13 protein-coding genes are annotated in these 19,732 nt (G+C 40.8%); 12 read left to right on the forward strand and 1 reads right to left on the reverse strand.

Translation table 11 applies throughout. The features are described 5' to 3' along the window. Window positions 1–69: 69 nt before the first annotated feature. From ACZ1GV_RS12800 to ACZ1GV_RS12810, 3 genes are all read left to right on the forward strand, one after another. Window positions 70–1,275, forward strand: coding sequence for an efflux RND transporter periplasmic adaptor subunit (locus ACZ1GV_RS12800; RefSeq protein WP_472674500.1), 1,206 nt, complete (start codon window positions 70–72; stop codon window positions 1,273–1,275). A gap of 5 nt (window positions 1,276–1,280) precedes the next feature. Beyond that, window positions 1,281–4,448, forward strand: coding sequence for an efflux RND transporter permease subunit (locus tag ACZ1GV_RS12805; RefSeq protein WP_472674501.1), 3,168 nt, complete (start codon window positions 1,281–1,283; stop codon window positions 4,446–4,448). Between the two features lie 151 nt (window positions 4,449–4,599). Beyond that, window positions 4,600–5,226 (forward strand): LysE family translocator, encoded by a 627-nt coding sequence (locus ACZ1GV_RS12810; RefSeq protein ID WP_472674502.1) that lies wholly within the window; start codon window positions 4,600–4,602, stop codon window positions 5,224–5,226. 56 nt (window positions 5,227–5,282) lie between these two features. On the opposite strand, the gene ACZ1GV_RS12815 is transcribed toward ACZ1GV_RS12810, so the two are convergent. Continuing rightward, the gene (locus tag ACZ1GV_RS12815; protein ID WP_472674503.1) at window positions 5,283–6,197 is read right to left on the reverse strand and encodes an alpha/beta fold hydrolase; all 915 of its coding nucleotides are present in this window, start codon (window positions 6,195–6,197) and stop codon (window positions 5,283–5,285) included. A 126-nt stretch (window positions 6,198–6,323) separates the two neighbouring features. On the opposite strand from ACZ1GV_RS12815, the gene ACZ1GV_RS12820 reads away from it, so the two are divergent. From ACZ1GV_RS12820 to ACZ1GV_RS12860, 9 genes are all read left to right on the forward strand, one after another. Next, the gene (locus ACZ1GV_RS12820; protein ID WP_472674504.1) at window positions 6,324–7,280 is read left to right on the forward strand and encodes an AAA family ATPase; all 957 of its coding nucleotides are present in this window, start codon (window positions 6,324–6,326) and stop codon (window positions 7,278–7,280) included. Beyond that, on the forward strand, window positions 7,273–8,283 hold the full coding sequence (locus ACZ1GV_RS12825) for a DUF58 domain-containing protein (protein ID WP_472674505.1): 1,011 nt from the start codon (window positions 7,273–7,275) through the stop codon (window positions 8,281–8,283). The genes ACZ1GV_RS12820 and ACZ1GV_RS12825 overlap by 8 nt, the downstream gene beginning before the upstream one ends. Further along, on the forward strand, window positions 8,267–10,366 hold the full coding sequence (locus ACZ1GV_RS12830; protein ID WP_472674506.1) for a transglutaminase TgpA family protein: 2,100 nt from the start codon (window positions 8,267–8,269) through the stop codon (window positions 10,364–10,366). Before ACZ1GV_RS12825 ends, ACZ1GV_RS12830 begins: the two co-directional genes overlap by 17 nt. Before the next feature lie 171 nt (window positions 10,367–10,537). Further along, entirely contained in the window at window positions 10,538–12,127 is a 1,590-nt protein-coding gene (locus tag ACZ1GV_RS12835) for a hypothetical protein (RefSeq protein WP_472674507.1), read from the forward strand. Between the two features lie 84 nt (window positions 12,128–12,211). Then, the gene (locus tag ACZ1GV_RS12840) at window positions 12,212–14,896 is read left to right on the forward strand and encodes a TonB-dependent receptor plug domain-containing protein (protein ID WP_472674508.1); all 2,685 of its coding nucleotides are present in this window, start codon (window positions 12,212–12,214) and stop codon (window positions 14,894–14,896) included. 195 nt (window positions 14,897–15,091) lie between these two features. Continuing rightward, window positions 15,092–16,390 carry a succinyl-diaminopimelate desuccinylase gene (dapE, locus tag ACZ1GV_RS12845; RefSeq protein WP_472674509.1) on the forward strand — a complete coding sequence of 433 codons (1,299 nt, stop codon included), beginning with the start codon at window positions 15,092–15,094 and terminating at the stop codon, window positions 16,388–16,390. A gap of 100 nt (window positions 16,391–16,490) precedes the next feature. Next, window positions 16,491–17,312 (forward strand): mechanosensitive ion channel family protein, encoded by an 822-nt coding sequence (locus ACZ1GV_RS12850; RefSeq protein WP_472674510.1) that lies wholly within the window; start codon window positions 16,491–16,493, stop codon window positions 17,310–17,312. Between the two features lie 205 nt (window positions 17,313–17,517). Next, complete coding sequence (locus tag ACZ1GV_RS12855) at window positions 17,518–18,276, forward strand: DUF3450 domain-containing protein (protein ID WP_472674511.1); 759 nt, start codon at window positions 17,518–17,520, stop codon at window positions 18,274–18,276. A gap of 35 nt (window positions 18,277–18,311) precedes the next feature. Continuing rightward, window positions 18,312–19,724, forward strand: coding sequence for a MotA/TolQ/ExbB proton channel family protein (locus ACZ1GV_RS12860; RefSeq protein WP_472675898.1), 1,413 nt, complete (start codon window positions 18,312–18,314; stop codon window positions 19,722–19,724). The last annotated feature ends 8 nt before the right edge of the window (window positions 19,725–19,732 follow it).

The following is a 19,732-nucleotide window of genomic DNA, read 5'->3' on the forward strand; positions in this document are numbered from 1 at the left end:
TTTTAATATACTACACAAAGCTAGTTTAACTTTATAACTACCTTAACAAAATTTTAAATGGATTAAGTCATGAGCAAAAAATGGTTAAAAATTGCAGCACCTATTGTCATATTATTAGGTGGCGCTGTTGCGTTTAATATTGTTCAAAACAATGGCCCTAAGCCGCCAGAAAAGAAAGAAATTGATACCCGCCCTACTGTAACCGTTCAGCAAGTTAACCCAGAGTTTCATCAAATAAGAATCCGAGGGTATGGCGCGGTGACTCCACTTGAGAAAACCATGATTTCAGCACAAGTCTCAGGCGAAGTTGTTAAATGGCATCCTAATTTTGTTGAAGGTGGTTTAGTAAAACGCGGAGAAGTGTTATTCGAGATTGAATCTGACACTTATGAAGTCGCCTTACTGCAAGCCGAGTCACAATTAAAAACGGCTCAAGCTCAGTTAATCGAAGAACAAGGTCGTGCCGAAGTAGCAAAACGCGAAGCCAAATCGATGCCAAATGAGCGCGTTTCTGACTTATATCTACGTAAACCACAAGTAATGAGCGCTGAAGCCGCTGTAAAACTGGCACAAGGTTCGGTTAAGTTAGCGCAACGTGACTTAGACAATTGCCGAGTACTTGCACCTTACGACGCCCTAATCATTAAGCGTGACTTAGGTACTGGTCAATTTGTAAACCGAGGTACGAATGTAGGTGAATTATATAACGTTGAAAAAGCAGAAATTGTTTTCCCTGTTGCAGGCTTCGATCGTACCTTCCTACCTAATACCTTGACCGGCTTACGTGCTGAAATATCTACTCGTGAAAAGTTCTCAAGTACACGAAATGGCATTATTGTTCGTGATACTGGCATCGTTGACCAAGCAACGCGTATGGGTAACATAGTAGTTGAAGTTGAAGATCCGTATGGTCTAAAAGCAGACTTACCTCGTTTAATGTTTGGCACTTACGTTGAAGTGAGCTTTGACGGTCAAGGCTTGAATAACATAGTAAAACTTTCTCAAGATTTAGTAACAAATAACCGCGTTTGGGTATTAGGCGATAACAACACGTTAAAGCAGAAGAAAGTTGATGTAGTCAAAGAAGAAGGCAAAACATTCCTTATCAGTGGTGGTTTAAACCCAGAAGACCAACTTATTATGACAATTCCAGAGTACGCTCAGGATGGCATGAAAGTTAAGTTAGCGGGCGAGTCCGATAAAAACAACGATAAACCAAAAGATGATTCAAATGTAGTTCCAACGTCTGTTGCTCAAAGCAATAAGGATGCATAACGCTCATGTCTGAAATCAAACAAAAAAAAGAAACGGGACTCATTGCCTTTTTCGCGAATAACTCGGTGGCGGCTAACCTTATGATGGTGTTCATCATCGTTATGGGCTTAATAAGCTACTTTACAATTCAGCGTCAGATGTTTCCAAATATCGAAATTAACTATATTCAAGTTAGTGCGGCCTATCGCGGTGCCTCGCCACAAGAAATTGAAGAAAGTATTTTAATAAAAATTGAAGAGGCGCTAAAAGATGTCACAGAGATTAAAGAGATGTATTCCAACGCATTTCGAAACTCTGGTCGAGTCTCTTTAGAAATAGATCCTGACAAAGATTTAGCAGAAGTACTCGATAAAGTTAAAATGCGAATTGACAGCATTGCGACTTTTCCCGCCGCCATGGAGCCGGTTAATGTTAGGCAGTTTGAATTTAATCAACAAGTTATAGAAATGTCTCTAGTCGGAGATATGTCTGTAGAAGAACTAAAGCCGATTGCAAAACAAATTGAAGACGAATTACTCCAACTTAATAATGTCTCGTTAGTAACCGTTAATGCCCCTGCTGAAGAAATTGCTATTGAAATTCAACCAGACCAATTACGTAAATACAACCTTACTCTAACGGACATTACTCAAGCTATTCGTCGATATTCGGCAAACTATTCAGCCGGCCAATTACGTACTGATGCAGGATTAATTGCGGTTCGAATTGAGAATCAATTTTACAACGGCGAAGAGTTTAGACTAATACCCGTTAAAATTGGTGATAACGGCTCTAAAGTGCTACTAGAAGACGTTGCCATCATTAAAGATGGATTTACCGAAGGTGTTCGATACAACAAATTCTCTGGTCAAAACTCGGTATTTATCCAAGTAAATGCCACGAAAGATCAAAATTCAATCGCTGTATCAAATTCGGTTAAAAGCTATATTGAACAGCGTAACCCTACGCTACCAGCGGGCATGGAACTAAAAGTACTTGTAGATATGACGTACTATTTAAAAGCTCGACTCAATATGATGCTGTCGAACCTTTTTCAGGGCTCTATCTTAGTCGCCATTATGCTAACTATATTTTTGAGATTTAGACTGGCATTTTGGGTCATGATTGGTTTGCCAGTGTGCTTTTTAGGCGCGGTTATGATGATGCCAATCTTTGGCGTTAGCATTAACGTTCTTTCACTCTTTGCATTCATTATGGTGCTAGGGATTGTGGTGGACGATGCCATTGTCATTGGCGAAAGTGCCTATACCGAAATAGAAAAGCACGGTGGCGGAGTTGAGAATGTTGTACGTGGCGCGAAAAAAGTTGCCACTCCAGCAACCTTTGGTGTATTGACTACTATAGCGGTATTCGCTCCGTTTTTTGCATCAAGTGGCCCACAAGGTTCGTTCTTTTATAACATTGCGACTGTGGTTGTATTTTGTTTAATATTTAGCTTGATAGAGTCGAAACTTATTTTGCCTGCTCACTTGGCGCACACTAAATTTAGCCCGATTAAAGAAAATAGCCTTCGCCATCGCTTTAACAAGCGCTTTAATTACTTTGTGAATGTTAAGTACAAAAATTTCTTAAAAAAATGTGTTGAGTGGCGCTGGGCAGTGATGATGGCCTTTGTTGGTATATTACTGGTCAGCATCGCGATGATGGCTGGTAGTCATGTACGTTTTGTACCACAACCTAAAGTACCTCACGATTTCCCTGATATTCGAATTGAAATGAACCAAACGGTTTCAGATCAACAAACCATTGACGCAATTCAAAAGATTGAAGAGATGGTGAAAAGAGTCGATCGTCAAATTGAGCAAGAAACCGGTCAAAAAATGGTTCGTGATATTCTAGCGTTTAACCAAGATCGCAGTTCAGGTCGTATAGTTATCCCTTTAGTTGATGAAGAGTTACGTCCATTTGACACCTTTGAAATTGCTCGTCGTTGGCGTGAACAAATGCCAGATATTCCTGGAATGAAATCTATCACCGTACAAGACCAACTAATGGGCGGTGGCGGTGGCCAAGGTGGAGGCGACTTCGGTTACCTACTCTATGGTCCTGATTTGCAGCAACTAAATGTTGCGGGTCGTGAGTTCATCACTATGCTATCTAAAGAGCCTGGTTTATTCGATATAAGTTCAACAATTGACCCTGCAAGCAAAGAGATTCAATTAGATCTTAAGCCAGTTGCTTACGACTTAGGCTTATCGTTACAGTCGATTGCTGGTCAAATTGGTGCAAGCTTTTATGGTGGTGAAGCACAGCGAGTTTTACGTGGTGGTGAAGAGATTCGCGTTATGGTTCGTTATCCACAATTAACACGCGAACAGTTCAGTGAGTTAAAATACGCCATCGTGACCACTCCTTCTGGCAAAGAAGTCATGTTAGGGGATGTTGTAACTCTCACTGAAAAGCCAGGTATAAGCTACATTCGTCGTGAAAATGGTTTCCGTAGTGTTTATATATACGGCTCGATTGATGAAGTGGTGGTTGAGCCTAATGAAGTGGTAAAACGCATCAAAGACGAGCTGTTACCTAAGCTGAAATCAGATTTCCCTGGTGTTAAGACTGAACTTGGTGGTTCGATTGAAGAAGAGCAGGCACAGCAAAACGAGCAGATCATGTTCTTTGTCGCTGGTTTGCTTATGATTTACATTTTATTGGCAGTACCGCTAAAGAGTTATGCGCAACCATTGATCATAATGTCGGTAATTCCTTATGGTTTTGTTGGTGCAGTTTGGGGGCATTACTTGTTTGGTATGGACTTAAGCATGATGTCAACGTTCGGCCTCATTGCAGCCGCAGGTGTTGTTATCAATGACAGCCTAGTAATGACAGATTATGTAAACCAAATGCGTAAACAAGGTCAATCTGTCGCACGTTCAGTTATTGACGCTGGCTGTGTGCGCTTTAGGGCAATAACACTGACATCAATTACAACATTTGTGGGCGTATTGCCTATTATGTTCGAAACCAGCTTACAGGCACGAATTGTTGTGCCTATGGCGGTTGCACTTGGTTTTGCCGTTTTGTTTGCTACGTTTGTTACATTGATTTTAGTACCTTGTTTATACATGGGCTTAGAAGACTTTAAAAACATCTTCCGTCGTAAGAGCAAAGTATCAACAACAATTGATAGCACTGATTATACAAACTACACAAAACCAGTTGCTGATTCAGAATAAGCATTTTTGCTCTAACTAGAGCAACTCGCTTGTACCAAAAGCCCTCTTAGCGCCTGATACGCAAGAGGGTTTTTATTTGCCATTTTAAAATTAAATCACTACTCTAGCGTTTTTATTTTGCCAGTTCGTAAACTTCAAACGGAGCCCTTTGGTGGTCGATTTAACTTTACTCGCGGTATTTATTCCTACCTTTTTTATTGTCAGCGTAACCCCTGGCATGTGCATGACGTTAGCGATGACGCTAGGTATGACTATTGGAGTAAAACGTACATTATGGATGATGCTAGGCGAAGTCATTGGTGTCGCTATCGTCGCGGTTGCCGCAGTTATCGGTGTGGCGGCTTTGATGCTTAAGTTTCCGACTGTGTTTACGGTATTAAAATTTGTTGGTGCAGGTTATCTAGCTTGGATTGCAGTTCAGATGTGGCGCAGCAAAGGAAAAATGGCAATATCTGACAATCCAGATAATGCCGTTATTCACTCAAACATAGGCTTATTTAATCAGGGCTTAGTAACGGCGCTGGCAAATCCTAAAGGCTGGGCATTTCAGGTTTCACTTTTACCACCCTTTATTAACCCAGATCTTGCACTACCCGTTCAACTAACCGTACTTGTGCTTATTATTATGTGCTCTGAATTTGTCTGCATGATGATGTACGCCACCGGCGGAAAAACCATTGGTCGAGTGTTAACCAAAAGCCAAAACGTGCAAAGGCTGAATAAGGTCTCGGGCTCCCTAATGATGATGGTCGCGGTGTGGTTAGCGTTAGGCAACTAGCGACTTTTCGCATTATCACAGCAACCTAATTAGTTTGAGTAGCGTTGTATTACACGTTACTCATCATGTTTATTCAAGAAGTCTAAAACCTGAGGGAAATGATCTTCTACGGCCGCAGGCGCGGTAAGAATATCAATGTGGTCGTAGTCTTTGGCGTTACCATTTTGTTTAGAAAGAAGTGTAAAACTGGCGTTCGGATTTTGGCATTCATCCATAAAAAGCTTTACGTCTGTTTGATGTCCTAATGAGTAATCGCTCACCCCTGTCAAATGCCAAGTTGGCGGCCAATTTGTGGATTTTGCGGCCTCTGCATAATCAAAAGCATCAATAGGATCAATCCATTTACTCTTGCTTACCCAAGCGATACTTTCAATAATTGCTTGTCTTGGCTCGGAATCGGCACCCACGTTCATTTTTTTTGCATCTAAATAGCCCGCCTTTTTGGTATACCAAGGTGCAAACCACTTCCAAAATAGATCAACTTTAAGCAAACGCTCTATGTTCATCACCGTCACTTGGCGCTTAGTACCAAACTTTACCATCGACTTCACTTTTTTATGTAAGTCCGGAAAACGAATGTAAGCACTTGCAAACATAACACCACCCCAAGAATGACAAATCACATGACATGCTTGTTGAGTTTCTTGATAGACATAGTCAACCAGCGCAGGAATATCTTTTGTCGTCACGTCATGATAACCATGATCGTTTTTTTCTTTTACCGATGGTGTACTAAAACCTCGGCCACGGTAGTCCGCAACAAAAATATCAAATCCTTGTTTTGCTAGATAACCAGCTAAGCCTTTTCCTGACTTAGTATAAAAAATACGACCATTCTCGATAGAACCATGGAGCATCAGAATTGGAGTGCGCCTTTGCTCGGAATTTTCCGTATGAATTCGACGAACATGTAATTGGTGGCCATGACACTCTACAAAATGTGAGCTTTGTTGGATTTGGGCTGAATGCAAAATAGTTACTCCACTGGTCGGATGACGATAAGCTTAATCATAACCACAAGAATATCAATGTAAATTGTATGTTTACTTTTTTGTGGCCATCACTAACACTAAGGTATTGAACCAATAAGGATACATATGGCTTTAGAACTGCAACGAGAAAAACTTAATGACGTTTTAGCTTATCTCAATAGCGTATTGTTAGGCAAACAGGAGCAAGTACAGCTAGCGGTGACTTGTTTATTAGCCAATGGTCATCTTCTTATTGAAGACTTGCCAGGTATGGGCAAAACCACTTTGTCACATGCATTAGCCGATGCCTTTGGGTTGGACTACCAGCGCTGCCAGTTTACATCTGATATGTTACCCGCCGATGTTATTGGTGTATCTATTTTTGATCAGCAGCAACAAGCATTTACCTTCCATAAAGGCCCTATTTTTTCACAACTACTACTTGCCGATGAAATTAATAGAGCGAATCCTAAAACGCAAAGTGCGCTTCTAGAAGCCATGGAAGAGCAACAAGTTAGTATTGATGGGACCACTCACACACTACCAAATCCACATTTTGTTATCGCTACACAAAACCCATCACATCAAAGTGGCACCTATCCACTGCCAGAGTCTCAGTTAGATAGATTTTTAATGCGAATCCAAATTGGTTACCCACCAGCCGATGCTGAGTTTAAGTTATTAAGTAAGACTCGTTCGACAAACTTAAGTTCTAGTAATGCCGATGACCTCAACGATTCTAAGAGCATGGCGATTTTATCGGCTGATGACTTAGCCCAACTTCAACATGCTTCGCTTCAAGTTCATAAGTCAGACGAGGTCATTCGCTATGTTATGCGATTGTTAGCCTATTCACGCACAGAGAATCTATTCCCAAATGCTTTATCACCTCGAGCGGGTGTTGCGTTGATGTCGGCAGGGCAAGCTTTTGCTTATATTAGCGGTCGAGATTTTGTGACGCCAGATGATATACAAACCGTTTTTGGTCCCGTTGCCGAACATCGACTTCGGGCTGGACGAGGAGCGATGTTTAACACAGACTTTAGCGCACAAATATTGGAAGCTGTGCCGGTCCATGACTAACCTGTTTCAGTCACCAATAAAAAGTTGGTTAAAAAGACGGTTCCCGCCGTCAAATCAGATGTCATTAGGCCATAAAAACATTTTTATTATGCCTAATAGTCATGGGTTTTGGTTGTTGTTCTGTATTCTGGTTTTGTTTATTTTGGGCACCAATTATCAAAATAACCCTATTTTACTGGTTTGCTTTTTTATCATCAGTATTGGTATTTACGCAATTCATACCGGATTTAACAATTTAAATGGTCTTACTATAAAGTTACTAAGTGTTAATAATGTCTACGCGGGGCAACATTGCACTTTGACCTTTGACATTTCTCATTCAACTTCTAACAACAAAGCCCAACATTTAACGGCAATAGTCGATGGTAAAAGGCACCTTCTTAAGCGTTCGTTAAGTCAGCCAACCATTTTTAGTTTATCTCTTACCCAAAGCCGTCGAGGCAAATTTACGTTGCCACCTATTATTTTTCGTAGCGACTTTCCCTTCGGCCTAATCAAAGCTTGGAGCTACTTCAGAGCGAGCTCAACGATAGTGGTTTACCCAACACCCGTAACCTCTGACTGGCAAATGATTGCACAAGCTGCACAGGATGATTTGGGGCTTGGTAATGATATCGATGTAATTAATAGTGGTGACACCAACTTTGAAGGCATAAAAAGCTATATACCAGGTGCAAGTTTATCGCACGTGGCGTGGAAGCAAGTGGCCAAGTCTTCTAGTGATAATTTAATGCTAAAAGAGTTCGTAGATTCAGAGCTGCACAGCATATTTTTATCGTTGGAGTCAGTGCCCTCAGCGTCGTTAGAGCTTGCATTAAGTCAGCTTACCGCCGCGTGTTTAGAACTACATCAAGCAAATAAACCTTTTGGGTTGTACTTGCAGCACAATGCACTTGCAACTATTACCGTTGCGCCAAGCGCTTCACAAATACACCTTGAACATTGTTTATCAGCTTTAGCTACATTTGCACAATCGAGTACAGACAATGATGAAAATAACTAATTATCGTTTGCCACATCTCGCCATTGTGTCGTTTGGCCTCGCGTTGCTAGCATCTATTGTTCTGCTAAAAGAAGCATTGATATTTAGCATTATTTCATCATCAATATTACTTGTTATCGGCAAGGTATGGTCCGCCTATAAAAGGCCAAATTTAACCTACTTTTTTAGTGGCAACTTAATGAAAAACATAGGCGCATTATGCCTAGCCTTGATGATAGTGCCACAGAGTATGAGTAGCGGGCTGTTAAATAGTATGGTGAACTTGTTATTTGCAGGCTCTGTAATGTGGCTATTTACCGCAAATCATAAAAAAACGACATGGAGTATTCAGGTTTTTATATCTATCGCGCTGTTGGTGTCTGTGTCTTTTATCTATCAACAATCACTTGAATATGCGCTACTTGGTTTTGTTATTTTAGTAGTGGGAATATTTGCCTTATTTCAAACTCAACATCACTTTTTACAGTCAGATGTTAATGAGCCTTTAACGTCTAACTTTGGTCTAAAGTCTTTTTCTATCATGATCTTCATAGGTGTAGTTGGCAGTGGCTTACTGTTTATTGTCATGCCTTCTCTCACCCCTTTTTGGAAATTGCCGCAACAAAAAGTAACACCAACCGGATTGAGCGATAGTATGACACCCGGCGATATTGCTAACGTTGCAAAATCATCTAGATTGGCCTTTCGCGCAGAATTTGCCAACGCGACAAACCCAAGTCACGCTGATATGTACTGGCGAGTTTTAACTATGGAGGAGTTTGACGGTAAATCGTGGCGACAAGCCGAACGTCGCAAAACGACAAAGTCGCGTCGTGATGAAATAGACAAAGCAGCGTTAGAACAACTCACACAAAACGCAGATCGATCCCTTAACTATTCGGTTATAGCTGAGCCTAATCAGCGTTCATGGTTGTATAGCTACGGCACCAGTTTTAGTACTAACCAAGACATATTTCTACTTAAAGATACTCGACTCATTCGCAATAAAAATGTAACACAAAGATTGAAGTACGACGCTAAACGACTTGCTAAGGACAACGCATTAGCGTTAACCGAAAGTGATGTTGCTATTAACACAAGGTTACCCAGCTCTGCACAACCAAAAGATAAAAGCTCTGCGACTTCACTCTTAAAAACAAAACAGCTGGCGGACGCTTTATGGTTAAAAGCTAAGGGCAATATTGAAGAATACAATCTTTTAATACTTAACTATTTTACTGAACAAAAGTTTACCTACTCCCTATCACCACCGCGTTTGTCTGGCGATCACGTAGACCAGTTTTTGTTTGTTACTCGCACCGGATTTTGCGCCCATTTTGCAAGCGCACACGCGGTTTTATTGCGGTTAAAAGGCATTCCTGCGCGTGTTGTTACTGGTTACCATGGTGGCGAGTTTAACCCTAATGGTAACTACTTTAACGTCTACGACAGCAGTGCCCATGCTTGGGTGGAATATTCAGCAAATAAGCTCAATTGGCAGCGGACCGATCCTACCGCTGCGGTTTCTCCAACACGCATTAGCCAAGGTATTGATCAAGCCTTATCACTGACAAATCAGGCAACAAACGATGCACTATCGATAGTAAAAAAAACGCCGTGGTTAAACATGTTAAGACAACACATTCAGTCTTTAGACTATTACTGGACAGTTTGGGTGTTAGATTTTGATCAGACTAAGCGACAAAATTTTATTTCATCGATGACACAAAACTTAAAGTGGCATCATCTGCTGTTGGTGATAATCGCGATTATTGTCATGTTACTCGGCTGGTTTACTTTTTCTAAATTACGGTCTCGTCGAACTATGTCATTAACGGAAAAACTGATTAAAAAGCTGTATAAACAACTTTCACATAAAGCAGGCGACTCGGAGTTAAGCGCCTATTCAGATCATGCACAAATCACTCAAATACCGACATTTAATTCACTGACATTAATGCAACACAAAAGCCTATTAATTGATAAGTACCCTCAATTTAACAATGAAATCACCGAGATTATCTCTGCGTTTGATCATTTCCTTTATGCCAAAAACTCTTCTTTAACCTACCAATATTTGTCCAACAAAATAGCCTCTATTTAAGTCTCATACTGTTTAAATCGGTTAAAATTAAACGAACACTTTGTCATCAAAGCGTCATCTTGCTTTCTTAAATCTGTCATTTTTATTCAGTAGATTGTGCTGCAGATATTTCAGATTAACTTTTTTATATACCTAAATTTAAATAAAACAGTTCGACTTTCGGAGAGCAAAATGGAACTTAAAAACATCTTTCGCATTTCACTAGTAGCAGCGGCCGTTTCTTTAACAGCTTGTGGTGGCGACATAAACATTACCCCTACAGTAAATGACAACAGCACAGTGACAGACAACAGTGTAAACAACTCAAACAATGTTGCAGCTCCTGAACCTGTGGTTGCAGTGGAGTGCGCAAGCTACGAGTCTTCAGTTGGTACTGTTGAAGGTGTTCAATCTGGCGATGACTGTTTGTACAATGATTCTTTCGCGAGCAAAAATATTTCAATCATGTCAAACATTACGTTTGAAGCATTACCAAATAACGGTGTTCACGTGTTTGATAATGCCCTTCAAATTGGTGAAGATGGCGATACAACTACAGGCTTTGTTGTGCCAGAAAACGGTCCAACAATGACAGTAAAACCCGGCGCAACCTTAGCGTTCAAATCAGGTGAAGCGATTATTCGTATTGCTCGTGGTGCTAAAATCCAAGCGATAGGCACTATCGATGCCCCTATCGTATTTACCTCTGCAAACGCTTTCCCTCGCTTAGACGATGCAGGCCAAGGCGCACAATTTGCAGACTGGGGCGGAATCATCATTAACGGTAACGGTATTACTGACCAATGTACTGATGCAGAACGTGCGGCATCAACTTGTAACGTAGCTTCTGAAGGTATTACTTCATACTTTGGCGGTAACGACAACGCTGACTCAAGTGGCTCTATCAAGTACGCAAAAGTGTGGTATGCCGGTTCAGGTCCTCGCGTAGGCGGTGAAGGTGATGACTTAAATTCATTAACGCTTAACGCAGTTGGTTCTGGTTCTTCTTTTGATTACATCCATATTCACCAAGGTTTTGATGACGGCATTGAGATCTTTGGTGGCGCAACAACGCTTTCACACGTTGCGGTAACTGATACCCAAGATGATTCATTTGATTTTGACGCAGGTTGGCAAGGTTCCGCTGAATTCCTATTTGTTAAGCACGGTACGGTAAATACTCGTGACGGCCAAGTTGCAAATATGGGCAATAACGGTTTTGAAACTGATGGTGAAAAGGGCGATACGTCGGCTGAAGCACCTGTAACAAATCCAACTATTTCAAACGTAACCATTATTACTACCGATGCTAATTCAGTGCGTGATGACGACCCTTCTCAAGCCTTTAAGTTTGATGATTCAGTTAAGTCTATGTACAAAAATGTATTAGTTGTAAAAGAAGCTGGCGCCAATACATCTTGTGTTGAGCACAAAGCTGATGGTGAGAAGAATGCCGATGCAATCACATTCAGTGGTTCGGTTATGGCTTGTGCGTCTGAGTTTGCGGGTGAAGCAACATTTGGAACTAGCGCGCCTGTCGCACTGCAAGGTACAGCTAAAACAGAATGGTTTGATAACGGCGGTGTTAACCAGCGTATCGCAGCAGGTTCTGATGTATTAGCTGCTGATGGTTTTTCAACAAACACGTCTTCTACGGCAATTACAGTAGCCGCGGATGCAACGGGTGCAGCAAACTTCATTGGTGCCGTGTCAGACCAAGATACAACATCTAATTGGTACAAGTGGGTTGAAATGGCAGTAACTGCTGCTTCTAACGACTAACCACTAGATTAATTAAATGGGCGCCTTATGAACGGAAATCTTCTACAGGCGCCTTTTTGTTGATGACCCAATTAGGATTCAAACATGTTAAATCGACGCAAGCTCAAAACCATCAGTGCAGCGGTCACGCTTGGTTTATTGGCACAAGCCAATATAGCCATCGCTGCCGATGAGGATGAAATAGAAGAGGTTGTTGCCGTTGGTACTCGTCTACAAGGCAGTGCTGCAGCAGTAATCGAAGAACGACGTGGACAAGCATTTGTAGCCGATATTTTAGGTGCGGAGCAATTATCTCGCACTGGCGATAGTGACGCTGCTTCTGCTCTTCGCCGAGTAACGGGCCTTACACTCGTAGACGGTAAATTTATTTATGTTCGAGGACTCGGTGAACGTTATTCAAGCGCACGTTTAAATGGTGCGAGTATTCCTTCGCCTGACTTAACCCGAAACGTTGTACCACTTGATATATTCCCATCTAGCATTATCGAAAGCTTATCTGTTCAAAAAGCTTATTCGCCATCTATGCCAGCGGCATTTGGCGGTGGTGCGATAAATATAAGAACAAAAACGGTACCAAAAGAATTTACCGCTGGTATTGAAATAGGCGCTAGCTACGACTCTTCTGCGGACAATGGTTTTACTTATAACCGTGATGATTCAGGTATCTCAAGTAACCTAAAAGAAGCCATTTCTTTTTACCGTGGTGACTTTGACACTGCTTCAATCGTAAATAAAAACGGCTTATTATCTGACGATTCAAGTTCAGCTGGTCAAAAAGCTAACTTAATTAACCAGGAACTATTAAAGTCTCTACCTAGAGAAATGGGCTTGTCTAAATCTTCATTGGATCCTGCTTACAATATCAAAGCGCATATTGGTAATAGCTTTGTATTAGAAGACTATGACGTTGAATTAGGTTTCTTAGCTTCCGTTGCCTATGACACAAAGTGGGATGCAGCAGAAAAGCGCACGGCAGTTCTTTCAAAAGATTTTGCTGATAACTGCGCAAAAGAATTAAAAACCTCTGATGACGCTCTCAACTCATGTTTTGAGACCATGAAAGACTCAGTTGAAACCACTGAGTCTGAGCGCATGAATGCCGTTCTTAACTTTGGTATCAAATACGATGCGCACAGTGTGTCATTGTCTAACTTACTGTTAACAGACAGTGAAGATGAAACAGATGTGTCAATACAGCAAAGTCCTGGCGGCAGTTCAGTGTTTTCCATTGTAGGCGATGGTCGTGCAAATCGAAATCATGACTTTAAGTATGAAGAACGTGAGCTAAAAGTAACTCAGCTTGTTGGCCAACACACGTTTGTAGATATGAGTGGAATTGGTTTTGATTGGCAATATACACGTTCAAAAGCCACAACAGACATTCCAGTTAATGCCACGTATCGCTTTAGAGATAACTTTGAAGGCGGCGAATATGCCAACTCAATTATCACTGGCGACCAAAACCGAGCGGTGTATTCATACACGGACATGGAAGATAGAGTAACGTCTTACGGCGGTAACTTTACCTTACCTGTTTATGCAGGTGATTTTGAACTTGAGTTTAAAGCCGGTTACGACTTTAGCGACCGCGCTAGAATTTATGAAACATCTAGTTTTGCCGTTAATAACAACTCTGGTGTTGCCATTGAAATCAACGACGGTTCACAAGACCCATTAACGAACAGCGAATATCTGACTGACGAATTCCTAAATGGTCAAAGTATTTTATTGTCATTTAATGAGCCAACGGCGCCTGATGCTGATGATTATTTAGCAGCTCAGAAAGTTGATGCTGGTTACGGCGCATTTGACATGATTTATCAGAATGCGTGGCGTGTTAGTGGTGGTTTCCGCTGGGAAGAGTTTAAACAAACATCAATTGGTACTTCATCTCTTATTTTTACTCAAGAAGACTTAAACATCTTTTATGATGAGCAGAAAATTGCCGATGGTACTATTCAAGAAGATGACATATTCCCTGCACTTTCATTTACTTACATGGGCGGTCAAAACTATCAAGTTCGCTTAGGTTATGGTGAAACTATTGTTCGTCCAGACTTACGTGAAGTTGTGCCAGTATCTTACTTTGATCCATTAACGGATATCCGCACTTTTGGTCGAGTTGGCTTGCAAAGTAGCCCAATCAAAAACTTAGATTTACGTTATGAATACTATGGTGATGCCGGTGATAACTTCTCAATTGCTGCTTTTTATAAAGACATAGATGCACCAATTGAAACCGTGTTAAGAATTGGTGATGACGACTATTCAGCAACCTTCACAAACGGTGAAACTGCTGAAGTTTATGGTATAGAAGCCGAATGGTTATACGACTTAACATCATTGTCTGACGGTTTGTTTACCTCTGGTAACGTTACCTTGTCGGATTCTGAAGCTGAGATTGATCCTGCGTTTGCTGGTAATTTAACAAATCCAGTTAAGCGCATGACAGGTCATTCAGAATATGTTGTTAACTTGCAGTTAAACTATGACTCTTCTGACGGTAACCATAGTGGTTCATTAGTGTATAACGTGTTTGGTGAGCGCATCCTGGCAGCAGGTGTAGCGGGCCGTGATGATGCTTATGAGCAACCATTCCATTCATTAGATATTGTTTATACCTACTACCCAGACTTTAACTCGAAAATTAAATTCAAAGTTAAAAACTTACTAAACGAAGATCAAGAAGTGACGCAGTCCGGCATTGTGATACGTGAAAAGGAAGTGGGCATGGGCTTTAGCATAAGCTATACCTATGAGTTTGATTAACGAATATTGCTAACAACTTACTCCCAAATTTAAAGCCATTTAAATGAACTCCCTGCTTTTAAATGGCTTTTCAATTTATATTCGTCTTTTTGGCACTTTATCTCTGCACGGTCACAATACATTAATTTATCAGTAACCTAGATGTCACATTCAGTCGTTTTAATTGAATAACTCTTAATCTATATTACGTTGATCATGCAAACTTCACTCGATAGCAACATTTCAAACGACCTAAATATAAAAAAAACACTACATACCGGTGATCTAGATAGCGCTCAATATTTAGAACAGTCGATGGAAATGACACTCTCACTCGAACACCTAAGACAGTTAGTTCACCGCCCATCAATTACCCCAAACGACGCCGGTTGCCAGCAATATTTAGCTCGCATTATGAAACAATGGGGCTGTTCAGTTGAGTCTTTCGAAAAGCAGGGTGTGAGCAATCTGATCGCAAAAATTGGTACAGGTCCCATTAGAATTGCATTTTCAGGCCATACCGATGTTGTACCTGCGCCATACCCAGAAAACTGGACATCCGACCCTTTCACTCTCGCTATTGATGGTGACAAGATTACGGGCCGCGGCGTTGCCGATATGAAAGGCGGTATCGCGTGTATGCTGGCGGCTTTTGATCTTATAAAAACGCAGTTAGATTTTGAACAGTTTACCTTTTACTTTTTAATTACCAGTGATGAAGAAGGTGAAGCTGAATTTGGCACCCAAGAAATTATCGATAAGTTAGAAGATCGTAATGAATTGCCACATTTATGTATTGTGGGTGAGCCAAGTAGCCAGACGCAGGTTGGCGATGTGTTGAAAATTGGTCGTCGCGGGTCCTTATCAGGTGAAATAACTATTTGGGGCCAACAAGGACATGTCGCCTATCCCACATCGGCAAACAATGCGGCACATAAAGCCATGACATTAGGCAGTTGGTTGAGCAGTTTGTCTTGGGACGAGGGTACAAAAGATTTCCCTGGCACTCATTTACAAATTACTGCCATAAACACCGGTGAATGGACCGATAACATTATCCCTGGGCAATGCACGTTGCAATTTAACGTCAGGTATAGCCACAAAGTTACTCAAGAAGAAATCATTAAACGTATTAATGATGGTTTGATGCAACTTAAGCAGTTAACTAGCGATATTAATGTGGTTTGGTCTAGACCTTGTATTCCTTACCTAACATCAGTAGAAATCGAAGATTCACATTATATCGAAGACGAAATTGATTCAAATATACAAAACTTTGACTTAATTATTGAGGCTGAAAAAGCCATTTTCAGCGAAATAAATATGTTTCCTCGGTTATCCGTGTCTGGCGGCACTTCAGATGGGCGTTTTATTGCAAATAAGGGCGCTCAAGTTGTAGAGCTTGGCTTACCTAACCACAGTATTCACAAAGTAAATGAGCATATTCACACAAAAGACCTTTTTCACTTGACGAAAATTTATAAACGCTTACTTTTAAACCTGATGGCTAAATAATATCGAATTTACTTTTTCTGTTGTGTAATAAATGTAATTCGCTTTTAGTAGTAAAGTTGTTAGCATCTCTATTAATAACAATAAATTGGAAGGAAACACCATGCAACTGAATACCGAACTCGTAAACAAAGCCATTGATATGGGCTTTGAGTATGCACCTAAATTAGGCTCAGCCATTTTAGTTCTAATTATAGGTTTGTTCATTGTTAAGCTATTTAGTAAAGGCTTTGAAAGCATGCTTAACAAGGGCAATACCGACGCTTCTTTAAAGCCGTTTTTAAGCGGCATAGTAAATATTTTACTAAAAGTACTTCTGTTTATTACTGTGCTTGGCATGATTGGCATAGAAATGACATCGTTCATTGCCATTTTAGGTGCTGCCGGCTTAGCCATAGGCATGGCATTATCTGGAACATTACAAAACTTTGCCGGCGGCGTGATGATCTTAATCTTCAAGCCTTATAAAGTTGGTGACTTTATTGAAGCGCAAGGCTTCGCTGGTACTGTTGCGCAAATTCAGATTTTCAATACGATATTAAGAACCGGTGATTTCAAAACTATCATCATTCCAAACGGCGCGTTAAATAACGCTTCAATGGTGAACTATTCTAAAGAGCCACGTCGTCGTGTCGATTGGACTTTTGGTATTGCCTATGGTGATGATGCTGATGTTGCAAAGCGCGTAATCAAAGAGTTATGTGATGCTGACGAACGTATTCTTAAAGATCCTGAAGTGTTTATTGCATTACACTCGTTAGCAGATAGCTCAGTAAATTTTGTCGTTAGAGCTTGGGTAAAATCAAGTGATTACTGGCCTGTTTATTTTGCGATGAATGAAAGCGTTTATAAGACATTCCCGAAAGAGAATCTCAATATTCCATTCCCACAAATGGATGTTCATGTTCATAAAACAGAAAGCTAACTTATAATTAGCTTGTATATACAGGTTTGGGTGAGTGATAACTTCGAATCTGTATAACTGTTAAGTACTATATTAAGAAGCGACATTATGTCGCTTTTTTTGTGACGTCTCTATGACAGTTGCAACAAAACTTTAACATTCCTGTCGTCTAACTGACATTTATCCTACCTAGAATTACTGCATCTTGATTTGATGGAGTAATTAAATGAAACGGTTCACTTTAGCAGTAATTACTGGCGCCTTAGCCTTAAATACTGTCTTTGCTACCCAAGCTAACGATCTGAAACCGGTAATAAAAGCCGGTAAAGAAATATCTAACCTTGCCGTGAATTCACAACAAAAAATTAATGGCATTGCTGAGCAAACTCAAACAAAGTTTCAGCAATACCAAATGGTCAATAAAGAGATCGAAGGCTTAAACATTTATAACGCCCAGCTTCAAAAGCAACTTCAAAGCCAGTATGACGAAATGAAGTCTTTGAATGCCGATATTGACCGTGTATCTGTTATTGAACGCCAAATTACTCCTTTGATGATTCGCATGATTGACGGTTTACAAAAGTTTGTAGAGCTTGATGTACCTTTTCTTCCAACCGAGCGAGCAGAACGCATTTCTAGTTTAAAAAACATGATGGACAGGGCCGATGTTGCGGTTTCAGAAAAATTCCGTCGTGTCTTAGAAGCCTACCAAGTTGAAATGGGATACGGACGCAGCATAGAAGCGTACTCAGGCTTAATTAACGTTGAAGGCCAGGAACGTGATGTCGACTTCTTACGAATTGGTCGCGTTGCACTGATGTACATCACTCGAGACGGTTCAGTTGCCGGTGTATGGGACAACGAAGCAAAAAACTGGCAACCAGCTGAAGATGAGTTTCGTATGCACATCACTAAAGGCCTAAGAATGGCTAAAAAACAGCTAGCTCCTGATTTATTGGTTATGCCAATAAAAGCAGCGCCATAACCACATAGTAAAATTAGAAAGGTTTATACAAAATGATTAACTTATTTAAACCAACTTTGTTGGCTATATTAGGCGCCGGATTAGCCTTTTCAGTAAGTACTCAAGCTGCACCAGCGGCTTTAAATTTAGATCAACTATTACAACAACTTGAGAAAGGTAAGCTAAACCAAACTCAAGAAAACAAAAACCGCGAAGCGCGCTTTAATGCAGAAAAAGAGGCGCAAACTGGTTTACTCAATCAAGCAAATAAAGAAAAAAGCGATGCATTAGCATTGTCTGAAAAGCTTGAAACAGAATTTGAACAAAATGAATTTAAGCTGGCTGATGTTTCTGAAGCACTGAATAAACGCATGGGCTCTTTAAAAGAGTTGTTTGGTGTTTTACAGCAAGTGTCTGGCGATACCGCTGGTAAACTAAAGACCTCTAACGTTTCTGCTCAGTTTCCAGGTAGAGATGTATTTTTTGAAAAGCTAGCTCAAAGCATGGGTGGTTCTTCAAAGCTCGCGTCTATAGAACAGATTGAACAAGTATGGTTCCAACTTCAAAAAGAAATGACCGAACAAGGCAAGGTAGTTCGCTTTGAAACGGATGTTGTTGAAGCCGGCGGCGCAAAAGTATCTAAAGAAGTGGTTCGTGTTGGTGCGTTTGCTCTTGTTGCTGATGGTAAATACCTTACGGTTTCACCAACAACTGGCACAGTTGCAGAGCTTGTTCGCCAACCAACTGGTCGCTTTACTGATACCGCAGCCGAACTGCAGTCTTCAAACAATGAAATTGTTCCTTTTGCACTAGACCCTACAGGCGGTTCAATATTAAACCTTTTAGTTCAAGCGCCTAGCACTAAAGAGCGTGTAGACCAGGGCGGTACCGTTGGTTATATCATTATTGGCATTGGTTTAATCGCTTTCTTAATTGCATTTGAGCGTTTTGTTTCACTTAGCCTAATCAGCGCAAAAGTTAAACGCCAAATGAAAACCGATACACCTAAAGATGACAATCCACTGGGCCGTATCTTAAAAGTTAAAGATCAATATCCGCATGTTTCATTCGATACCTTAGAGCTTAAGTTAAGCGAAGCTATTCTGCGCGAGATGCCAAAGATCACTCGTAATCTTACCTTAGTAAAAATCGTTTCAGTTATCGCTCCGCTATTAGGCCTACTAGGGACAGTAACCGGCATGATTAAAACATTCCAAGCAATCACTTTGTTTGGTACTGGCGACCCGAAATTAATGGCTGGCGGTATCTCAACAGCGCTGATGACTACCGTACTTGGCCTTGTTGTAGCTATTCCAACGGTTGTTTTATCTACCATGTTGAATACGCGCAGTAAGAACATCTTGTTTGTATTACAAGAACAAAGCGCCGGCATTATTGCTGAGCGTTCTGAAAAGCAATCTAACGCTGAGTCTAAACCGTCTGCTTCATCGACGAGTGACAAACTGTAACGTATCGC

It is taken from the genome of Psychrosphaera sp. HA2-10 (genome assembly GCF_055693745.1).

What these genes read in the sequence shown, in the direction of transcription:
- ACZ1GV_RS12855 (WP_472674511.1), top strand. Translation starts at nt 17,518, where the DNA reads ATGAAACGGTTCACTTTAGCAGTAATTACTGGCGCCTTAGCCTTAAAT.
- dapE (WP_472674509.1), top strand. Translation starts at nt 15,092, where the DNA reads ATGCAAACTTCACTCGATAGCAACATTTCAAACGACCTAAATATAAAA.
- ACZ1GV_RS12825 (WP_472674505.1), top strand. Translation starts at nt 7,273, where the DNA reads ATGACTAACCTGTTTCAGTCACCAATAAAAAGTTGGTTAAAAAGACGG.
- ACZ1GV_RS12840 (WP_472674508.1), top strand. Translation starts at nt 12,212, where the DNA reads ATGTTAAATCGACGCAAGCTCAAAACCATCAGTGCAGCGGTCACGCTT.
- ACZ1GV_RS12850 (WP_472674510.1), top strand. Translation starts at nt 16,491, where the DNA reads ATGCAACTGAATACCGAACTCGTAAACAAAGCCATTGATATGGGCTTT.
- ACZ1GV_RS12830 (WP_472674506.1), top strand. Translation starts at nt 8,267, where the DNA reads ATGATGAAAATAACTAATTATCGTTTGCCACATCTCGCCATTGTGTCG.
- ACZ1GV_RS12800 (WP_472674500.1), top strand. Translation starts at nt 70, where the DNA reads ATGAGCAAAAAATGGTTAAAAATTGCAGCACCTATTGTCATATTATTA.
- ACZ1GV_RS12820 (WP_472674504.1), top strand. Translation starts at nt 6,324, where the DNA reads ATGGCTTTAGAACTGCAACGAGAAAAACTTAATGACGTTTTAGCTTAT.
- ACZ1GV_RS12805 (WP_472674501.1), top strand. Translation starts at nt 1,281, where the DNA reads ATGTCTGAAATCAAACAAAAAAAAGAAACGGGACTCATTGCCTTTTTC.
- ACZ1GV_RS12835 (WP_472674507.1), top strand. Translation starts at nt 10,538, where the DNA reads ATGGAACTTAAAAACATCTTTCGCATTTCACTAGTAGCAGCGGCCGTT.